Here is a 17,371-nt window from a genome sequence, read left to right as displayed (position 1 = left end):
ATACTATTTCGACATTAAGGCTGTTAAATTAATCTACTTTAAAATATATTTTTATTTTGCAGTTCATTTTACCTATTAGATTAACCGTTCATGGAGTATTCCTGTAATCCTTTATTTTGGTCTTGTGGAGTTTTAACATTATCCCTATTTTTCTTTAAGTATGATTTTGAAATAATGCACCAAAATTATTCTTTTATTCTCGCCAATAGTTTGACGGAATCACCGTACATCTCTATACTTATTAAGTCTAAAAAAAGTACGGGAATTATGCTTAATAATTGAAGAAGGTGACATTCATGGATTTTACTATTACCTATCTGTCTTTTTATTTAATCCAAGTCGAAGGAAAAGGCGATCAGGCTGATAAACGTTTTAAACATTTTCAAACCCTTGATACTGAAGAATACGAAGAAAGTCCACTAAAGGATTTTTTGGATGGGGAATTAATGAAGATTTCCAAACGAAAAGTGGACCGTCATCCAAAAACTGAACAAATACCGACGAAAATCGGTTCTTTCATTGTCGAAGAAGGACATGCACTTGATTCCAACCCTAATTACAATGTATTTAACCGGGTTCGATATGCTAAAACGAAAGAAGAATTCCAAGAAGAAAATGAACAATTCACGCGGTCTTATATTGATACAAGTGCCGTCCGTGGCGGTGTCTTCATAATCGCATCGGCTAAATTATCGAAATATCTCGATGAACCATTCGTTTTCTTATTAAAATGTGATTTCGAGCCGAAAGTTGCTTCCATTTCGGATGAACGGACCCTGATTAGGCACGTTGAAATGGCAATCACCACTAAAAATATGAAATCCATTCAATACCCCTACATGCCCGAAGAAGGTATGGTCGAAGAAGGCGAGCTGAAAATCCACCAGGCCTCACATGCCCGGTACTTCGAGGACTTCTTGAAATTCGTCGAATATGGCGAATCGATGCCGGAAATCATGAAAAACCAGGTCATCCACATGGTCCATGAACATGTATCCGCACAATTCGAAGAAAACAGTGACGAACTGCACAAATTCGAACAGGACCTAGAAATCTGGGAAACCAGTGAAAAGCGAGAAATTCAGGAACGCCTTGAAACCCACCAAGTCGTCGAAGCCACAGCCCAGATTGTCGAGCATACACCTGAAGCCGAACTGCGAATGAAGCTAGGAAGTACTTCGGTTAAAGGCTTGCTTGCTGATTTCGGCGAAAGCATCCATTTAGGCAAGATTAATGGGAAGTATGTATTGATGATAGAATCCAATACAATAGAGTTCGATAAAGGCGTTTCGCCGATTGAGTTTCATAAGCCGGATGATTTGCAAATACTAATCGAAAAAATCATAAATAAAAGTTGATAATAGCCCGATTTTTGTGAGCAAAAATGTGAGCAGTATGTGATCAATTTTAGACCTTAATATACTATTAATACTCTTAAATCTAACTACTAACTTTTGTTAGTAGTTTCTCCAGTTTGTTTATTTTTTCTAAGTCCTATTTTCAATTAAGAAGTTAAATATATTTTTTAAAAATGCATGCTTATCATGAGCCTAAGTAAATACTGCTACTTAGGCTCTTTTCTTATAGAACTTGTTTTCATACAACTTCACGTTCTGGTATTCCAAAGTTATAAATTTCCCCTTGCCTGCCACGTTTAGGAAGATTCTTTTGCATTTTCTCATAAGATGTTAGCTTCCTCATTGTAGCGAATAACACTTCCACCGTGACTTTTGCAGCTTCTTTATTACCTTTCCTATCGTTTTTTTATCAAGTTGCTTCTTTAACTCGGTAATCTCTAACTCAGTGGCTGTGATAATTTCTTGGAGGACATCATTGGCGAGAGTAATGGAAGGAAGATATCTGTTATTCATTAGTTGATCACCCTGTATTCACAGATGTAGTCAACTGGAGAATCATAAGAAAAGTGTTCTTCATGCCATTGAACCACACCCTCTGATGTTTCTACGTTGTATGTAAACACTTCGCCAGTTCCAGCTACATAATCGTGAAGGTCGTCAATAGTAGCAAGTTTGTATTGGAATCCTGCTTGCATTTCTTCTTCAAATACAATCCATTGCTCTTGGTTGTCAGTTACGAATACCTTTTTAACCTCAATTGTTTGAGTTGTCATATTATTTATCCCCTTTTGCCTTTCGGTTGTTTTTTGTTTGGATTTTTTCGTTGTCCGTCTTGCTGACAAGTTAACTATACTATATAGTATATATTATATCAACAATAAATTACAATTTTTCCAAATTATTTTTTTATATTCTAGACGATATAGGATATAGTATAATTATATAAGTAAATAAAAGGGGTTGTATGAGAATGAAAACTACAGTAAAGGTCACTCCAAGATTAGGTAAAGTATTGAAGGAAAGAGGAATGACACAAGTTAAATTGAGTGAACTTACAGGAATCCCTCAAGGAAACATTTCAAGGTTTGATAAATTAGAAAGTCATAAGGATACTCATACAGTTTTAATATCCAGAGCATTAGATATATCTATAGAAGATTTATTTGAAATTGAATTAGTTCAAACTGAAGAAAACCACCAATAGCAATTACTGGTGGTCTTTTGTATAAACAAGAAATTTATTGTAAAAAATATTATTATCACTAGCTTTTCTTTCTTTATTAATTCCCCTTAACTGAGCTGAGGTATATTCCTTAGCTTTTTCATTCCTCTTCAAGCCAAGGTTTATCGTTAAGTTTACCCTTTTTTAATAGTTCATAATATAGGTGAGTGAATGCTTTAGCCATTAATTCCATATTAGGCTCATTAGCATAAGTAATTTTACAAGGCGGTCTATCTTCTTTATTTGTTTTTGCACTCCATGGAATTTTTGCGTTTTTTAATTCTAAGCAACCTAATTGACGCATTTTCTTTATAATTTCTGATCTATCCTTATCAGGAAATAGAGCTTCTAATTCCTCGATTGTAGATAATATTGTTTCTTCTTCAAGTAATTTTTCTTAATCTTTGTAAAGGTCTATGGAAGTTAAATATTTTCAAACTTTAACGAACATAAATACTGGCTGTTGTGAGGTAAATAGAAAGTTTCCTTATTATTTAAGTGAGATTTTTTACAATATTCGGCAAAATATAAGTACTATTTGATTTATACAAAAAGCTCGGTTAGTCAAAAAGCCGAGCTTTTGTCACTCTATTTTTTTCCATTTTTTAAAGCATTCATAATAACATTCGTAAATATTTTTCGAAGTTAACTCCTTCTACTTTAGAAATTTGCTCCAAGGAGGAATCATTGATAGCCTCTGTCAGGAATGCCACTGCGAGCTGTACGGATTTTTCTAGGTTCTCTCCACGCATCATGCTTCCCATAATCACAGATGCAAATAAATCACCAGTACCTGAATAGCTTTCACCGTTATACTGCGTCGCACTATAAAAGGTTCTACTTCCGTCCAAATACATATTTCCGATAAACTGCTTCTCTGAATCTGCTGACGGTGGATTCATTCCAGTGATGATAACCTGAGCTCCCGTTTCTTGCTGCAACATATTCCCTGCTTCTTCTATCGCTTTAATATAGTCCTCTTCGTTAGAATAGCTATGCAGCTTTTCATAAGACAATCCGGTTAATAAACAGCACTCTGTAACATTTGGTGTAATGACATCTGCACGCTTCACCAGTTCTCTCATAAGTACCAGTAATTCATCGGTAAAAAGTTTATAAACTTCTCCTATATCTCCCATTACTGGATCAACAAGTAAAATGGTTTCTTTTGTATAAAATTTATCTAAAAAATGGAAAATATTATTAATTTGCTCTTCACCAGTAACGAAGCCGGTATAGATTCCATCAAAGGTTACATTAAGCTTGCTCCATTCTTCTATGAAGTATTTCATTTTGGATGTAAAATCTTCACAAAAAAAACTTGGATATCCGGTTTGCGCAGTCAATATGGCCGTTGGTAAAGGGCATGCCTGCACGCCCATGACCGAAAGAACCGGAATTGCAGCTGTTAATGAACATTTTCCAAAAGATGATAAATCCTGTAGTACAGCAACTTTTTTCATAATAACCTCCATATGGCCTATCCACTTTAAACTTTATTTATCTTATCATAAATCAGCTAAAAACAGTCATCTCCTCTCTCTTTTCATAATATCTGTATTTTTTATCAACTGACCTCATAGTTTTTTAATAAATTGACACTTTTATAGACACCAGTCTTTTGCTAAAATCATAGGAAAATTCTAGTTAGGAAGGTTTACAGATATGCAAAATACACAAAGTTATTCAAGGTCAAGTCAAAAAACTATGGATTTAATTATTACCGCAATGTTGATTGCACTTGTGTTCCTATCTACTTTCTTTTTGAATATTAAACTGCCAATTGCCTCAAATGGAGGGTTAGTTCATCTAGGAACAGCTATGCTTTTTATTGCATCTATTTTATTTGGTCCTAAAAAAGCAGCTCTTGCTGGTGCGATCGGAATGGGGTTATTTGATATAGTTGGAGGGTGGACATTGTGGGCACCTATCACCATTGTGGCGCGTGGTTTGCAAGGATATATAGTTGGTAAAATCGCTTGGTCAAAGGGTCGCAACGGTACTAGCATTGCTTTCAATGTAATAGCAACAATCGTTTCCATTCCATTTATGATAGCTGTTTATTATATTGGTGAAGGGATTCTATACGGTAATTGGATTGCACCTTTAGCTTCGATACCTGGAGATCTCGTTCAAAATATATTAGGAATTATCGTTGCCGTTCCAGTTTGTGTGGCTTTGAAAAAGGTTCCTTATTTTAAGTAAATTCGCTATAAAGGTAAACGTCAAGTAGCCCCCAAATACTACATGGATGGTGTATTTGGGAGCTATGTTTTGTTTGCTTCCGTTTTTATCGGTACTCTGCATGCAGAGGGTAAACTAGATGACCACGACAAGACTTTATCTATTTCTTTTTTTCATTCTTAAGTCTTTTAACGTGAGCTCTCATTTTATCTAATTCCTTTTGTTTCCCTTCTTCATCATTTGCCAATGCAGAAAATAAAGCTATCGTGCCTAATTTGTCGAATTCTAAATCTCCAGATCCACCTTTAGTAAAACTAAAGTATAGTTCCGTAAACGCCTTAGCCATTAATTCGTAGTTAGGTTCATTTACAAAATAGCCATTTCCTCGCAGTTCTTTTCTTGGTTTACTCTTTTTCACATTAGAATAGTCCTTTCAATTAAACTATTTATTCTTTTCCTTATACAAAAACAGCCTACTTTCTTCTTTGGCTATACACTCGAAAAGCTTCCTTCTAAAATATTCATTAATATCGATATTATCCGCTGAAATAACTTCTACATCGGTCATATCGACATCATTAAGATTAATTTTCTTTGACTTTTTATCCAATCAATATCACTCTCCTGTCCTACATAATAATCTCCAAACAAAATATCTTATATTCACATTTCACTAAATTATCTATGAAAATAGTAACGAGTAAAATTATAGAAAATTAAATATCACCAATCGTATAGACTGGTGATTTCTATTCATTTTGTATATTTAGCTAAGATTAACTTCACTTCTTTTTTCAAGTATTCATCTACTGTAAATTCATTTAGGAATGTTCTACTCTTAATCCACAGTTTTCTTTTTGGTTTTGCTTTAGTCATTTTTTCACTCCCTTACCTCTACCCCAACAATATCCTCAAACTTCACCCTAATAATATGTCCCTTCTCATTTTCCAACTCTAAATGTATCATCTTTGTCAAAGGATCTAACCTATGTATCATTCCTGTATATTCCCAATCAAATCCATCTTCCCAAACAGTAAACATTACAGGTGAAGCAAACTCCATAGCAGTGTGTATCTTGTCCTCAAACTCCTCTAACTGGTATTCATCCCATCCACATCCCCACAGAAACATCGATAAAAAGTTGTTTATACTATACTAACCCTCGGTATTACTGCAACAACGAATGCTATTAATAAAGTCACTTAAAATGTAAAGAATACGGGTTCAAATGAATAGCATTCAATGCAAAAAAAGGAGGGGTTAACCTAATGAGTCTTCTTCATCTTCTCTACTAACCTGCTTCTTTAGTTTAAGAACATTACTTCACAAACTACACCACCAACACTTGATGTTCTAATCAATGCGAGGCTTTATTGCCTGATTTGAGTGACAGGTGTGGCAGTAACTTGATACCAGCTATCAAGCTGATAAAAGCAAAGGTAACTATTCCATCTATATAGTTAACATAAGATAAATTATAGGAAGTTGATAACGCATAAAAAAACTGTCTCGAAATGACAAGTAATCTTGTTATAGTGAGACAGAATAGAAAATAAAAATAAAAATACATTTACATTTGACACAAAAGTGATGTCTTTGTGTGTTTACGACAAAACTTCTTCCGTCTTTGACCAACTGTGCAATGACTTTAGCATCTTTCACATCATTTTTAGTAGGAGAATTATCATCAAGCTCCTTGCTTTTCTTGACGTGCAAAGGGTTTACAGCTACAAACTTAATTTCATTTTCTTTTAACATATGAGCTAGGTTGAACCAATAATGCCCTGTCGGTTCCATCCCAACTATCACATTCTCCATACATTGTTCTTTCTTGATTTCCATAATCCAATTAAGAAAATGCTCGAATCCCTCTTTTGTATTCTCAAAATAACAAGGTGATCCAAACTCCATTCCTCTAAAGTCTTGAGCACGTGCCACATGCTTGAATTTAGCAATATCCACCCCTACAATAAGGGTTTGAGAGGTAATTTGAGCAATTTTCTTATTTTGGTTATAATTCATTTTAAAGCCTCCTGGTATTTGAGTTTTGTCCTTTTCTTCGCCGAGCTTCAGGACTCTCTCATTTTACCAAGAGGTTATTTTTTTGTTCAAACTTCAATTTCACTGATTACAGGAATGCTGCCCCGATAGTTGCATAAAGAAAAAGCCGCCTTAAAGACAGCTCCGAACTTCAACTATAGCACCCGTTAGTTGAACAAAGAGCAATCACCTTATTCAGCCATAGGTCTCGTGCCATACATTTTTAAAGTCTATTTATCAATAAAGTTTATGTTATTGTCTAGACACCATTTAATCGCAATTTGTTTATAGCGTTCGTCACGATAAGAATACCATTGGTCCTCCATTTCAAAGTCAATGATTTTGTCCTTAAACCTTCTAAAAGCACCCTTCCCCTTAATTGAACTTAATAATTTATCTTGCTTTCTTTCATCACTAACAGTAAAGCAAAAGTCTTCTATGATCTCATATTCATTTACTTCATATTTTGTTGGGAGTTCCTTGTAATTCTCAAAGTTTTCAAATACATCATTAGCAACTTTTCTATCTTCTTGTTCCCACTCAGGTAAATGCCCGAATTCTTCTTCATCTTCAGCTGCTCTCAAGTCATCCAAAGTTACTGAAATGATTTCACCAGTTTTTACATTTAAAAATGTCCGAGACTCATCAAACTGCATTTCCAATTCTTCAATAATGGCCTGAATCTTTACTGGATTTCTCAATTATTGATCACCCTTCAATTTTTTACTAATGCACCTGTTAGCATTCCTGTAGATCGTTAAATATCAGGTTTGAAAAAAATAGAGCGCCTCAGTAAGATACGAGTATAGAGACCAATCTAACTCAAAGCCTTAAGGAGGAAGCCCTACTATGAATTTTAAAATGCAAAACAAACAAAATCAACTAATTGAGAGAATTACGGTGGATATTGCCCAACACGTACACGTTGCCCGTGCTGTAAACTATCGGGGCATTGTGGTCGGAAAACCTTTGTCTTTTCAAAATAACGAAGAGGGTTTTACTAGCTTACTAAACTGGATCAAGGAACTAAAACACATGAAAAACTTAGACACCACGATAGTCGGAATGGAACCTACCGGTCATTATTGGATAAACCTTTCAAAGTGGCTAGTCAAACAAAACATTGATGTCGTCACGGTCAATCCTCACCATGTCAAAAGAAACAAAGAAAATCGTGATAATACGCAATCCAAAAGTGATAAAAAAGATGCCCTTGTCATAGCTGATATGGTGAAGAATGGCTACTATGCCTTCGTTCGTTCCACTTCAGAATCATTTGAAAAACTTCGTGTCCTTATGGCTAACCGAGATGTGATCGTTAAGCGTCTTGTTAGCTCCATCAACCAAATTAATCGCTGGGTGGATGTTGTCTTTCCCGAGCTCCGGGAGGTGTTTAAAGACGTATCATGTAAAGGGGCAATCGCAACCCTACGCCTCTTTCCTACCCCAGCTGAATTATGTTCCTTACAGCCTCAAGATATCGTAACCGGGTGGAAATCATGTATGAAGCGACATTCCGGGCATAAAAAAGCCCATTCCCTGCTTGCGTTGGCCAAGCTTTCAATTGGTATGAAACCAGCCCTTGATGCGTATAAATTCACTTGGAACAGTTATTAGAGGAATATGATCTCGCTTCATCCCAACTCGAAAGAGTGACGCAAGAAGTCACAAACGTCTTGGAAAAGATCCCATTCGTTAAGCAAATACTTGCCATTAAAGGAATCAGTGAGATTTCACTGGCGGGCATCTTAGGCGAAGCTGGAGATCTGAGTGGGTTCGCTCACGGGAATGCGCTCCTTCGTCATGCAGGATTGCATCTCGCTGAGGCAAGCTCTGGGAAGTGGAAAGGCCAAATTGTTCTTTCCAAACGTGGAAGATCACGCCTGCGGCGTTACCTCTTCCTTGCGACCATGAGTCTGGTGATGAATAACCCTGAGTTTAAAGCCCTACACTCGAACAATGTTAAAGTGAAGAAGATTAAGAAAATGAAATCCATCATGAAGCTATGTGGAAAACTTGCCCGTGTCCTAGTAGGGATTGCTCGTAATGGCTCTGCCTATAAACCGGAAATGGTCTTCCCTCTTGAACAACTAGCAGCGTAAATTTACATTCACATTGTTATTTAACGAAAGTTGGCCTATTCGTAGGATTTCAAAGAAAGCACGAAGTACTGGATGTAATGAACAAAAGGGCAATGACCCGTTCCGTTAGCAAAACCGGCCTCCACCCCTTGGATAGGCATGACGAAGGAATGAAAGGGCATAGGATTATGACCCGTTGAGACATGGGAGGGAAAGCCTCCAGGGGCAGCGTGGAAATGCGTGCAGTATATGTAATAATATGGGATTTTCAACAGATCCCCTATTTCAATCTGCCCTCATCTTATCAAAACGGTCCTATCTCTTTCGTTCATCTAAAGCAACCTATACCATGTGGTATGAAATCCTGCGAATAAGCGAGTATTCGTGAGCATTATCTATTAAACTGAGGGAGTTCATTAAGAAAAGCGTTTCTTATTAAAGAATCGCGCCCTATTGTTGAAGATTGATTAATTTAATTCAACTGGTGTTTATTGCAGAACTTTCATAAAGTGTCATATCAGCAAAAAAAGGTTGGATATCTAAAAAAGCACCTAACCTTTTTTGTTACCATAACGAGTGTTTTAGGCCCAGTGACAGGGTTCTTGCTCTATTCGTCAGATAGTTTCCAATTGCTAGAAAATAGTTCTTGCTAGTATCATGTAATTCACACCTCTGCAGCTTGCATAAGTTCGTATATTTTGCGAGTTGTATTTACATTCCTGATTGTTATTTGTTGATATGGCTTTGAACCAACGAGTTTAGTCATACCGGATTTGGTAATTTTTTTTTTTCAACCGACCATAGAATGGCTCCAGGAACGTATTTCACCGTATCAATTTCTGGTTTGATGACCAGCTTATTAAGCACTGACTCATCATCAATTTCGTCCCATAAAAACAGCACATCGCTTCTCATCTGTTGGTCGTTCGTCCAAGACTCTGGAAGGGAGTGTATGACTTTTTTAACATCATCAAAACTACGGACTAAAACTTTGATTTGTAATCCGAAGTTTGTATGTATAGCCTCTTCTAAAATATGGGATATTGTTGTTTTTGATTGGCCATTCACTGTGAAAATAATATTACCTGAATTGATATATGTAACTACAGAGCTCATACCCACTCGTTCAAAAGCTTGTTTAAGCAACTTCATGTTAATTTTATTTTTCCCACCAACATTGATTCCCCTAAGCAGTGCGACATAGACCATGATAATCCTCCTATTAGTTTGCATTTTATATAAAACATTTGACGGATTAGAGCAAGAACTCTGTCACTGGGCCTTATAGACAGTTTTTATTTTGTCATATTTTATTTTTAAAATTTCTTAGATTCTCCATTTCTCCATTCACTATCACATCAATATGAGCAGAAATGATATCAATATCTAAATCCCACCATTTAATTTCCAGCAATTCGTTAATGATTTCTTCTGAGAAACGGGTATTAAGTTTCTTTGCAGGATTTCCTCCAACGATAGTGTAAGGTTCCACATCTTTTGTAATAACCGATTTGGCTGCTACAATTGCACCATCCCCTATTTTTATTCCAGGCATAATGACAGTATCCATTCCAATCCAAACATCATTTCCAATTATGGTATCACCTTTAAACGGCAACTGATCTAACGTTGGCGCATATTTCTCCCAACCGTGTCCGAAAATATTGAATGGGTAGGTTGAAAAACCATCCATTCTATGATTAGCTCCATTCATAATAAACGTTACACGAGGTGCTATGGCACAAAATTTCCCTATGACAAGACGGTCACCGAAAAATTCGTAGTGATATAACACTTGATCTTCAAAAGATTCACCATTTTTTGCATCGTAATATGAGTATTCACCCACAATAATGTTTGGTCTAGTAATTGTATTTTTTATAAATTGCACGACGCGATTTCCTTTAATCGGATATTTATCTTTAGGATTTGGCCCATGTTGCTTATTTGATTCCATGGATATCCACTGCCTTTCAGGATTTTTATAATAAACTTAGCCGACCTATTTTATTACATTCCTCAGCGAACCAAATGGCACCATCAGGTCCTAATACAATTCCATGTGGCTCCGCATTTTGTGTAGGAATTAGATACTCCGTAATTTTACCTTGCATTGTAATTCGGCCAATTTGATTACTTCCCCATTCAGTGAACCATAAAGCACGGTCAGGCCCTGTTACTATTGCGTGTGGACGAGCATTTGCAGTAGGGATGGTATATTCACTTATTGTTCCAGAGGTAGTAATTCTACCGATTTTATTTTCGTTAATTTCCACAAACCAAAGTGCATCGTCCGGTCCACTTGTAATACCTACAGGACCAGCATGTTTTGTTGGCAAAATGTAATTAGTCACTTCTCCGAGCATCGTAATCCGACCAATTTGATTACTCTGATTCTCAGTAAACCAGATGGCACCGTCAGGCCCAGCAACAATAAAAGAGGGATAGGAGCCAGGATTCGGTATATCATACTGAATAATTTCACCTGATGGTAAAATTCGCCCTATTCTATTTCCATTCATTTCGGTAAACCAAATGTCTCCATTGTGTCCTTCAGTTATTCCAAAAGGTGCTGAATTTGGACTCGGGAGAGTATATTCGATGATTTCACCTGTTACTTTCAGTTTTCCAATTTTTTTCGCCCTATTTTCCGTAAACCATACATCACCCTGAGTTGTGGAGATTATAGATAGCACACCTGCATTGGGTGTAGGAACAACGAAATGAGTGACTTCACCGTTAACAGTCATTCGACCAATTTGATTTGCTTTATGTTGTGTAAACCATAGCGCACCATCTTTTCCAGCAGTTATTCCATAAGGGCCTGAATCTATGTCAAGAAGTTCGTATTCGTCAATTTTCATCCCCACTATAATCCTCCTTCCTCTTGTATAAAGTTCTTCTAGTAATTCGTTATAAAATGATTGAATTCCTGCGAAAAAGGTCTTGCATACTCTATTCATATTAAGTTAACATAATTAATCTAACAGAAGTTTCCCCTCACAAACCTCCTTGGGCGCCAAGAACCTGTCACAATTTATTATTTTTTCAGGATTTTATCATTGTTAAATCAACGTTTGTGCACACTCGCGCACCTGGTAGCCGTATAAAAAAGTGGGATTTTATGCAACTTCTTATTCAAGAAAATGGCCCGATTGCGGAACAAAAAAAATCCTTCATATCAATACAGGACTTTTGATCAAACTTTATTATAAATTCCCTCCCAACAACTGCCCACTCCAAGAAGTATGAAACTATCACACCAAGAAGAACATATAAAAAACTGTGTTAATCAAAATCATTCAACCTTCGTTCTTTATTTAACGTACATTATAAATTCTATTTCAAATGCAGTATTCCTTGTTGGGGTCCTACCACATGCCCATCAAGGTAAGATTTCATAATACCCCCAGAACGAAATTTTTGTGTATCTTACTCGTTTTTATCGTTTTGGGGTTCGTTATTGTTAGCTTGATGGATATGGGGTCTCGACGTCAAAATGCGAAAATTATACACTAAGACATTTTTAGGAATTAAAACCTCGATTTTGTTACGATTCAAAGCGCCATGACATGTGTTCAGAAAAGGATCATTTCTGAGACTGTTTTTTACATATATATTATTTTTCATTATTAAAGAAAATACCACTTGTTTCTTTGTTAAATAAATATTAAAATGATTAAAAGTTTATAAAGAAAGGTTGATTAACTTGGATTCTTACGATTATAAAATTATGCAATCAATAATGAATAATGGTAGAGTTACTTGGGCTGAATTGGCATCTCACATTGGATTGTCTTCACCAGCAGTTGCTGATCGTGTCAATCGTTTGATTAGTAATGGAGTAATTAAAGAGATTGGAGCCAAGATAGATGGAGAAAATGTAGGAACTGAGTGTACAGCTTTTGTATCAGTCTCATTAGAAAAACCAAAATATAGAGAAGAATTCTTACATCTTATTACTAATTTGGAGGAGGTACAAGAATGCCATCATATTGCGGGGGATGATGATTATTTATTGAAAATTCGTTGTCGGAATACCAAGGATTTAGACAGAGTGATTAGCTATGAAATCAAAAGTCTGCAGGGGGTACTTCGAACAAAAACAACAATAGTAATGGATACAACGAAAGAAACATTTAAAATTCCTTTGCAAAAAGATAAGTTTTTTATTGATGAGGTAGGAGAAAATGACAAGTGAATTCTTACTCAAAGGTCTTATCATTGGTTTTAGTATTGCGGCTCCTGTAGGACCTATCGGAATTTTATGTATTCGTAGAACGCTTGAGAACGGGAGATTCGTTGGATTTATGTCAGGTTTAGGTGCTGCAACAGCGGATGGTTTATATGGTTTAATTGCGTGTCTAAGCTTAACAGTGATAACTAATTATTTGATTAATCAACAATTGTGGTTTCAACTAATTGGCGGAATTTTTTTAGGTTATTTGGGTGTTAAAACTTATAAATCAAAACCCTCAAATATACTTACTAAAAGTAAAAATGAACAAAATATTAAGGCATATATATCTACTTTCTTTTTAACAATAACTAACCCCGTAACAATTTTGTCTTTTATTGCCCTCTTTTCAGGGCTTGGAATAGCTAATTCAGATATTGACTTAATGGCGAAATTAATATTAGTATTAGGAGTTTTTTTAGGTTCAATACTATGGTGGTTATTTCTTAGTATTGTTGTTAGCTTATTAAAGAATCGAATAAATGCATATTCTTTAATAATTATAAATAAAACATCTGGCTTAATTTTACTGTTATTTAGCCTATGGTCTTTTTATGGTGTACTAATTACTTTGTAATATTTGCTTTCAACATTACATTTAACTTCTGAACAAAGTGGATTTAATTATACCTTAATTAGAGTAGGCGGTCTTGTAGGAAGTATTATTGTTGTTCCACTTGAAAAGCGATTTCGACGTGGGATTCTAATTCCCTCTTTGCTAGGTAGGGGTACCGCCACATGCCCATCAAGCTAAGGTGAATTTGTATCATCATAACGAAAAAAGCGCTATTCTTTTTGTAGAAATATACAGGAAGGATGGCGTTTTCTATGAGTTTTTCTGTTTCAGACGAAATGAATCTCTTTTCTCAAGAACTTCAAAACTACTTATCTCCGTCTTCTCTACAACAATTAGCTAAAGAAGTTGGGTTTGTTCAACGTACAAGTAAATATCAAGCACAAGAATTAATTGCTTTATGTGTATGGCTTAGTCAACAGGTCGCGAGTACACCACTCACACAATTGTGTAGCCGTCTCGAAGCATCTACAGGTGTCCTCATGAGCCCCGAAGGGCTTAATCAACGATTTAATGGTTCAGCCGTACAGTTTCTTCAACAAGTTCTAGCTAATCTTCTAACTCAAAGAATTCATTCAACACAAGAAATACTTCATCCATACTCCACGACTTTTAAACGTATTCGGATCCTAGATTCTACAACATTTCAACTTCCAGATAAGTTTGCTTCACATTATCAAGGTTCTGGCGGAAGTAGCCATACCGCAGGTGTTAAAATCCAACTTGAATATGACTTATTGAGTGGGAAGTTCCTCCACGTTTATGTAGGAGAAGGGAGAGAAAATGATAAAACCTTCGGTTCCACGAGTCTACTAACCATTCAACCGAAAGACTTATACATAAGGGATTTAGGGTATTTCGACTTACACGACTTACAGAAAATGAATGATGAAGGTGCTTACTATGTCTCACGTTTGAAGTTGAATTCTCGTATATATCGTAAGAATGATGAACCAGAGTTTTTTCGAAATGGGACTGTGAAGAAAGGTACTCTCTTTATTCAGTTAGACACGGAAGAGCTTATGAATCAATTACAACCTGGTCAAACACTTGAAATTTCAGAAGCATACATTGGGCTGTATCAAAAACTACCCGCCCGAGTGATTATTCATCGACTAACTGAGGTACAAACAGAGAAAAGATTGAAAGAACAAGCAAAAAAAGAAAAGAAGAAGGGCATTACCTATAGAGACCGAAGCAAACGATTAAGTGGAATGAACGTATATATTACAAATCTTTCTTTAGAAGACGTTCCAACGGAACATATTCATGAACTGTATTCGTTACGTTGGCAGATTGAAATTCTATTTAAGACATGGAAATCTTGTCCTTTTGTAATCCTTGATAAAACAATAAATAATAGTCTTTTATTATATAGATGGATTTATATTCACTTAACTCCTTCTTTTTCTTAGCTAAAAGTAACTGACGCATTCTAAACATCGTAGATGAACAGAGTAAAATGCTAATAAGTTGCCAAAGAATTATCAAAAATTTTTCTACGTCTGTTTCACCTTTTGGAGAAAAACGGACGGAAATGTCATCGTTATAACAAGAAAACGGTCTTTGATATCTTAGGTATTGTGTATGATTGTACGTCACAAAAACTTAAAGCTGCCTAATATTTTTTAAAAAAACCTATTTGATGGTTTTTTTGTCATGCGCATTTTTAGTGTTACCATAGCAAATTAAAGAGAACACACTTTTATATTATCTCTTGTGCGCTTAGCTTGATGGGCATGTGGTAGGACCCCTGATATGTAAAAGTTTATTTCTCATATACAATAGGGACTAGATCCATCCCCACCCTTTGAGCTGCAATATATCGTCTGTAACCATCCTTAAGGATCTTTGTATCCTTATTAATCGTAATGGGTTCATCTAAGCAGCCTGTCCGTTTAACATGATTTAAGACTTGCTGTGTTTTTTCAACACTCGGATTCGAATTTAAAAAATCTTCCGTTACAACAATCTGATTTAGTAAAATAAACTCTTCTGTTTCATCTGGTTTCATTTTTATTTCCCCCCCTATCTGGAGTCTAATTATATACTCTATTCACCTGTTATAAGACAAAGTTAATCAAGCTGTTCTCACTTTCTTCGTCCTCCAACATTAAAGCAAGCAATCTATTTAACATCAGTCAGATTATCAGAAGCAAAAAAATTAAAGGATCAGTGAGCTAAGCTCACTGATCCTTTATTAAATATGTATCCAACACGAGTACGTAACGATCTACCTTGCACTATTATGAATAGTTGATTACCTATTTATGATCTTTCGACCATAAATAAACAGTTCACCACCCATAATAATGGTTCGTTCGACCATATAAAATACCTGTACACCCATATACAACCTTTCGGCTGTATAAGAACGTTAACTTTAATTGAATCGTTTGCTCAATGAAGTCTTCGGCACTCGATATGATCTTCGCTCGACCCTATATGATAAGTTGGGACCTTATGACAATAATATCTTCTAGAGATACGACTGTCATAAAACCTTTCTTTACCATATAAAATCTTCCTCTGATTGCATAAGATCATTTATTTCTAAATCACCTATATACAATCTTTGGCTGAATTATATAGATCCTTTTTAGGATCTATATAATTTCGGGCTCAACCGTTACGTACTCGCTACCTATATAATGAGCAAGTTCAGTCCAATATATACGGTGTTGTAAGGGATTATTTTTGTCTGTTATTTGTTTATTGTATTGAAAGTATGATTATTGTAAGAATCATACTTTCAAAAGGCCGCCAATTGGCAGCCTTCTTATGGCGCTAGTCGAGTAGAAGGGAACCTCTCTACCTTACGGTAGATTGTGTTCCTGCCCCCCTCACAGAACCGTGCTTGCGCTATTCACGCACACGGCTCCTCCTAGTTACCATTCACAAAATGTAGCTAATCTCTCAGATTCAGATTTTGCTAATTCTGCTATCCTTAGTAGTTTTGTTTCCATTTATCCCTACCTCTGAGTGTAGTAAATGTTTCCCTAGTAAGGGCGATAACTGGTAGCTAGCCTTTCCTCCATCGGCATTACCCAACTTCATTGGTACTACGCTGCTATCCGACTCCCTACACAGCATTTGGTTTCCTTACTTTTTATCGCTTGTACACCATACTCTTCTAATAAGAAAAGACCGATAGGGTCTCCCGAGTTGCCGTATCATATCGATGTGTAACGTGCCAAGGTCTCTGACTCCAGAGAGGTTTTATCCATCTTGCCCTTAACGAAAGATAAAATGTAGCTTTCTGCTGTGCGTAAGGCATCAGCCCTCTCGATTTACTAACATTATGGAGCTCAATCCCTTCAACCATTTGGCTTTCGGCCCGCCACCTAACTGTCTACGCTTAAAGACTAAAGTTACCTTTAGCCCTCCAAGACTCGCTACGAGCGAATGGCTAGTTCTTACTCGACGGGAATCCCACCCGCTATATGATACGACCTAGGCTCGGCCGCACACGCACCCGTTAGTACATTAAAGCTAGTTTTTTATTTGTGATTTTTTAATATCTGAACCTCTTCTTCGAGATTATCTATTCTTTGTTGAAGTGCTTTCTTCGGTTCTGAAATCCTTCGACCTAATATAACGAAGAAACCAATAATAGCAATAATTCCTCCAGCAAAAGCAATAATAAATAACAGTGCAACATCAAACATATAAAC

The 17,371-nt window shown here is 36.0% G+C and carries 18 protein-coding genes and 5 pseudogenes; 8 read left to right on the top strand and 15 right to left on the bottom strand.

What is annotated here, in order from left to right; genetic code table 11:
- The first annotated feature begins 296 nt into the window (after positions 1-296).
- Positions 297-1,358, top strand: a complete 1,062-nt coding sequence (locus tag UP17_RS11540) for a DUF3900 domain-containing protein (RefSeq protein WP_061463134.1) — start codon at positions 297-299, stop codon at positions 1,356-1,358.
- 339 nt (positions 1,359-1,697) lie between these two features.
- Here the strand turns inward: UP17_RS11540 and UP17_RS27560 are convergent, their stop codons facing one another.
- Positions 1,698-1,871, bottom strand: a complete 174-nt coding sequence (locus tag UP17_RS27560; RefSeq protein WP_155727304.1) for a hypothetical protein — start codon at positions 1,869-1,871, stop codon at positions 1,698-1,700.
- Positions 1,871-2,131 (bottom strand): hypothetical protein, encoded by a 261-nt coding sequence (locus tag UP17_RS11535; protein ID WP_061463133.1) that lies wholly within the window; start codon positions 2,129-2,131, stop codon positions 1,871-1,873. Before UP17_RS11535 ends, UP17_RS27560 begins: the two co-directional genes overlap by 1 nt.
- Before the next feature lie 197 nt (positions 2,132-2,328).
- On the opposite strand from UP17_RS11535, the gene UP17_RS11530 reads away from it, so the two are divergent.
- Complete coding sequence (locus tag UP17_RS11530) at positions 2,329-2,562, top strand: helix-turn-helix domain-containing protein (RefSeq protein WP_061463132.1); 234 nt, start codon at positions 2,329-2,331, stop codon at positions 2,560-2,562.
- A 118-nt stretch (positions 2,563-2,680) separates the two neighbouring features.
- Here the strand turns inward: UP17_RS11530 and UP17_RS11525 are convergent, their stop codons facing one another.
- Both UP17_RS11525 and UP17_RS11520 read right to left on the bottom strand, forming a co-directional pair.
- Positions 2,681-2,884, bottom strand: a complete 204-nt coding sequence (locus UP17_RS11525) for a hypothetical protein (protein ID WP_053346496.1) — start codon at positions 2,882-2,884, stop codon at positions 2,681-2,683.
- 310 nt (positions 2,885-3,194) lie between these two features.
- Positions 3,195-4,043, bottom strand: coding sequence for a pyridoxamine kinase (locus UP17_RS11520; protein WP_061463131.1), 849 nt, complete (start codon positions 4,041-4,043; stop codon positions 3,195-3,197).
- A gap of 202 nt (positions 4,044-4,245) precedes the next feature.
- On the opposite strand from UP17_RS11520, the gene UP17_RS11515 reads away from it, so the two are divergent.
- The gene (locus UP17_RS11515) at positions 4,246-4,785 is read left to right on the top strand and encodes an ECF transporter S component (RefSeq protein ID WP_061463130.1); all 540 of its coding nucleotides are present in this window, start codon (positions 4,246-4,248) and stop codon (positions 4,783-4,785) included.
- Between the two features lie 139 nt (positions 4,786-4,924).
- Here UP17_RS11515 and UP17_RS11510 read toward each other — a convergent pair whose 3' ends face one another.
- The 6 genes and pseudogenes from UP17_RS11510 to UP17_RS11495 all read right to left on the bottom strand — a co-directional run bounded on the left by UP17_RS11510 (position 4,925) and on the right by UP17_RS11495 (position 7,506).
- A complete protein-coding gene (locus UP17_RS11510) occupies positions 4,925-5,182 on the bottom strand; it encodes a hypothetical protein (RefSeq protein ID WP_061463129.1) in 258 nt (85 codons plus the stop codon).
- 24 nt (positions 5,183-5,206) lie between these two features.
- Positions 5,207-5,374, bottom strand: a complete 168-nt coding sequence (locus tag UP17_RS27555; protein ID WP_153246107.1) for a hypothetical protein — start codon at positions 5,372-5,374, stop codon at positions 5,207-5,209.
- A gap of 143 nt (positions 5,375-5,517) precedes the next feature.
- A complete protein-coding gene (locus tag UP17_RS29235; RefSeq protein ID WP_260089139.1) occupies positions 5,518-5,640 on the bottom strand; it encodes a hypothetical protein in 123 nt (40 codons plus the stop codon).
- Positions 5,641-5,644: 4 nt separating this feature from the next.
- Positions 5,645-5,896 carry a YolD-like family protein gene (locus UP17_RS29535; protein WP_061463128.1) on the bottom strand — a complete coding sequence of 84 codons (252 nt, stop codon included), beginning with the start codon at positions 5,894-5,896 and terminating at the stop codon, positions 5,645-5,647.
- Positions 5,897-6,382: 486 nt separating this feature from the next.
- Positions 6,383-6,787 (bottom strand): annotated as a pseudogene (locus UP17_RS11500) (IS110 family transposase); the annotation flags it as partial.
- Positions 6,788-7,035: 248 nt separating this feature from the next.
- Positions 7,036-7,506: a UPF0158 family protein gene (locus UP17_RS11495; RefSeq protein WP_155727303.1), complete on the bottom strand. Its 471-nt coding sequence runs from the start codon at positions 7,504-7,506 to the stop codon at positions 7,036-7,038.
- A gap of 148 nt (positions 7,507-7,654) precedes the next feature.
- Here UP17_RS11495 and UP17_RS11490 point away from each other — a divergent pair.
- A pseudogene (locus tag UP17_RS11490) lies at positions 7,655-8,907 on the top strand (IS110 family transposase).
- A 643-nt stretch (positions 8,908-9,550) separates the two neighbouring features.
- Here UP17_RS11490 and UP17_RS11485 read toward each other — a convergent pair.
- From UP17_RS11485 to UP17_RS11475, 3 genes and pseudogenes are all read right to left on the bottom strand, one after another.
- Positions 9,551-10,095 (bottom strand): annotated as a pseudogene (locus UP17_RS11485) (DUF1697 domain-containing protein).
- A gap of 94 nt (positions 10,096-10,189) precedes the next feature.
- Positions 10,190-10,843 carry a Vat family streptogramin A O-acetyltransferase gene (locus tag UP17_RS11480; RefSeq protein WP_061463127.1) on the bottom strand — a complete coding sequence of 218 codons (654 nt, stop codon included), beginning with the start codon at positions 10,841-10,843 and terminating at the stop codon, positions 10,190-10,192.
- 25 nt (positions 10,844-10,868) lie between these two features.
- A complete protein-coding gene (locus UP17_RS11475; RefSeq protein ID WP_061463126.1) occupies positions 10,869-11,756 on the bottom strand; it encodes a Vgb family protein in 888 nt (295 codons plus the stop codon).
- 839 nt (positions 11,757-12,595) lie between these two features.
- Here UP17_RS11475 and UP17_RS11470 point away from each other — a divergent pair.
- The 4 genes and pseudogenes from UP17_RS11470 to UP17_RS11460 all read left to right on the top strand — a co-directional run bounded on the left by UP17_RS11470 (position 12,596) and on the right by UP17_RS11460 (position 15,319).
- Complete coding sequence (locus UP17_RS11470) at positions 12,596-13,087, top strand: Lrp/AsnC family transcriptional regulator (RefSeq protein WP_061463125.1); 492 nt, start codon at positions 12,596-12,598, stop codon at positions 13,085-13,087.
- On the top strand, positions 13,077-13,700 hold the full coding sequence (locus UP17_RS11465; protein WP_061463124.1) for a LysE family translocator: 624 nt from the start codon (positions 13,077-13,079) through the stop codon (positions 13,698-13,700). The genes UP17_RS11470 and UP17_RS11465 overlap by 11 nt, the downstream gene beginning before the upstream one ends.
- Positions 13,701-13,844, top strand: a pseudogene (locus UP17_RS26450) (MFS transporter); the annotation flags it as partial.
- Positions 13,845-13,951: 107 nt separating this feature from the next.
- Positions 13,952-15,319, top strand: a pseudogene (locus UP17_RS11460) (IS4 family transposase).
- A gap of 146 nt (positions 15,320-15,465) precedes the next feature.
- Here UP17_RS11460 and UP17_RS11455 read toward each other — a convergent pair.
- Together UP17_RS11455 and UP17_RS27550 are read right to left on the bottom strand one after the other, a co-directional pair.
- A complete protein-coding gene (locus UP17_RS11455; RefSeq protein WP_061463123.1) occupies positions 15,466-15,711 on the bottom strand; it encodes a ParB N-terminal domain-containing protein in 246 nt (81 codons plus the stop codon).
- Positions 15,712-17,197: 1,486 nt separating this feature from the next.
- Positions 17,198-17,365, bottom strand: coding sequence for a hypothetical protein (locus tag UP17_RS27550; protein ID WP_155727302.1), 168 nt, complete (start codon positions 17,363-17,365; stop codon positions 17,198-17,200).
- Positions 17,366-17,371 lie beyond the last annotated feature (6 nt).

Source organism: Peribacillus simplex, assembly GCF_001578185.1.
Taxonomy (GTDB): domain Bacteria; phylum Bacillota; class Bacilli; order Bacillales; family DSM-1321; genus Peribacillus; species Peribacillus simplex_A.
Note: the sequence above shows the minus strand (reverse complement) of the source record. Positions and strands in the feature narration are given on the sequence as shown.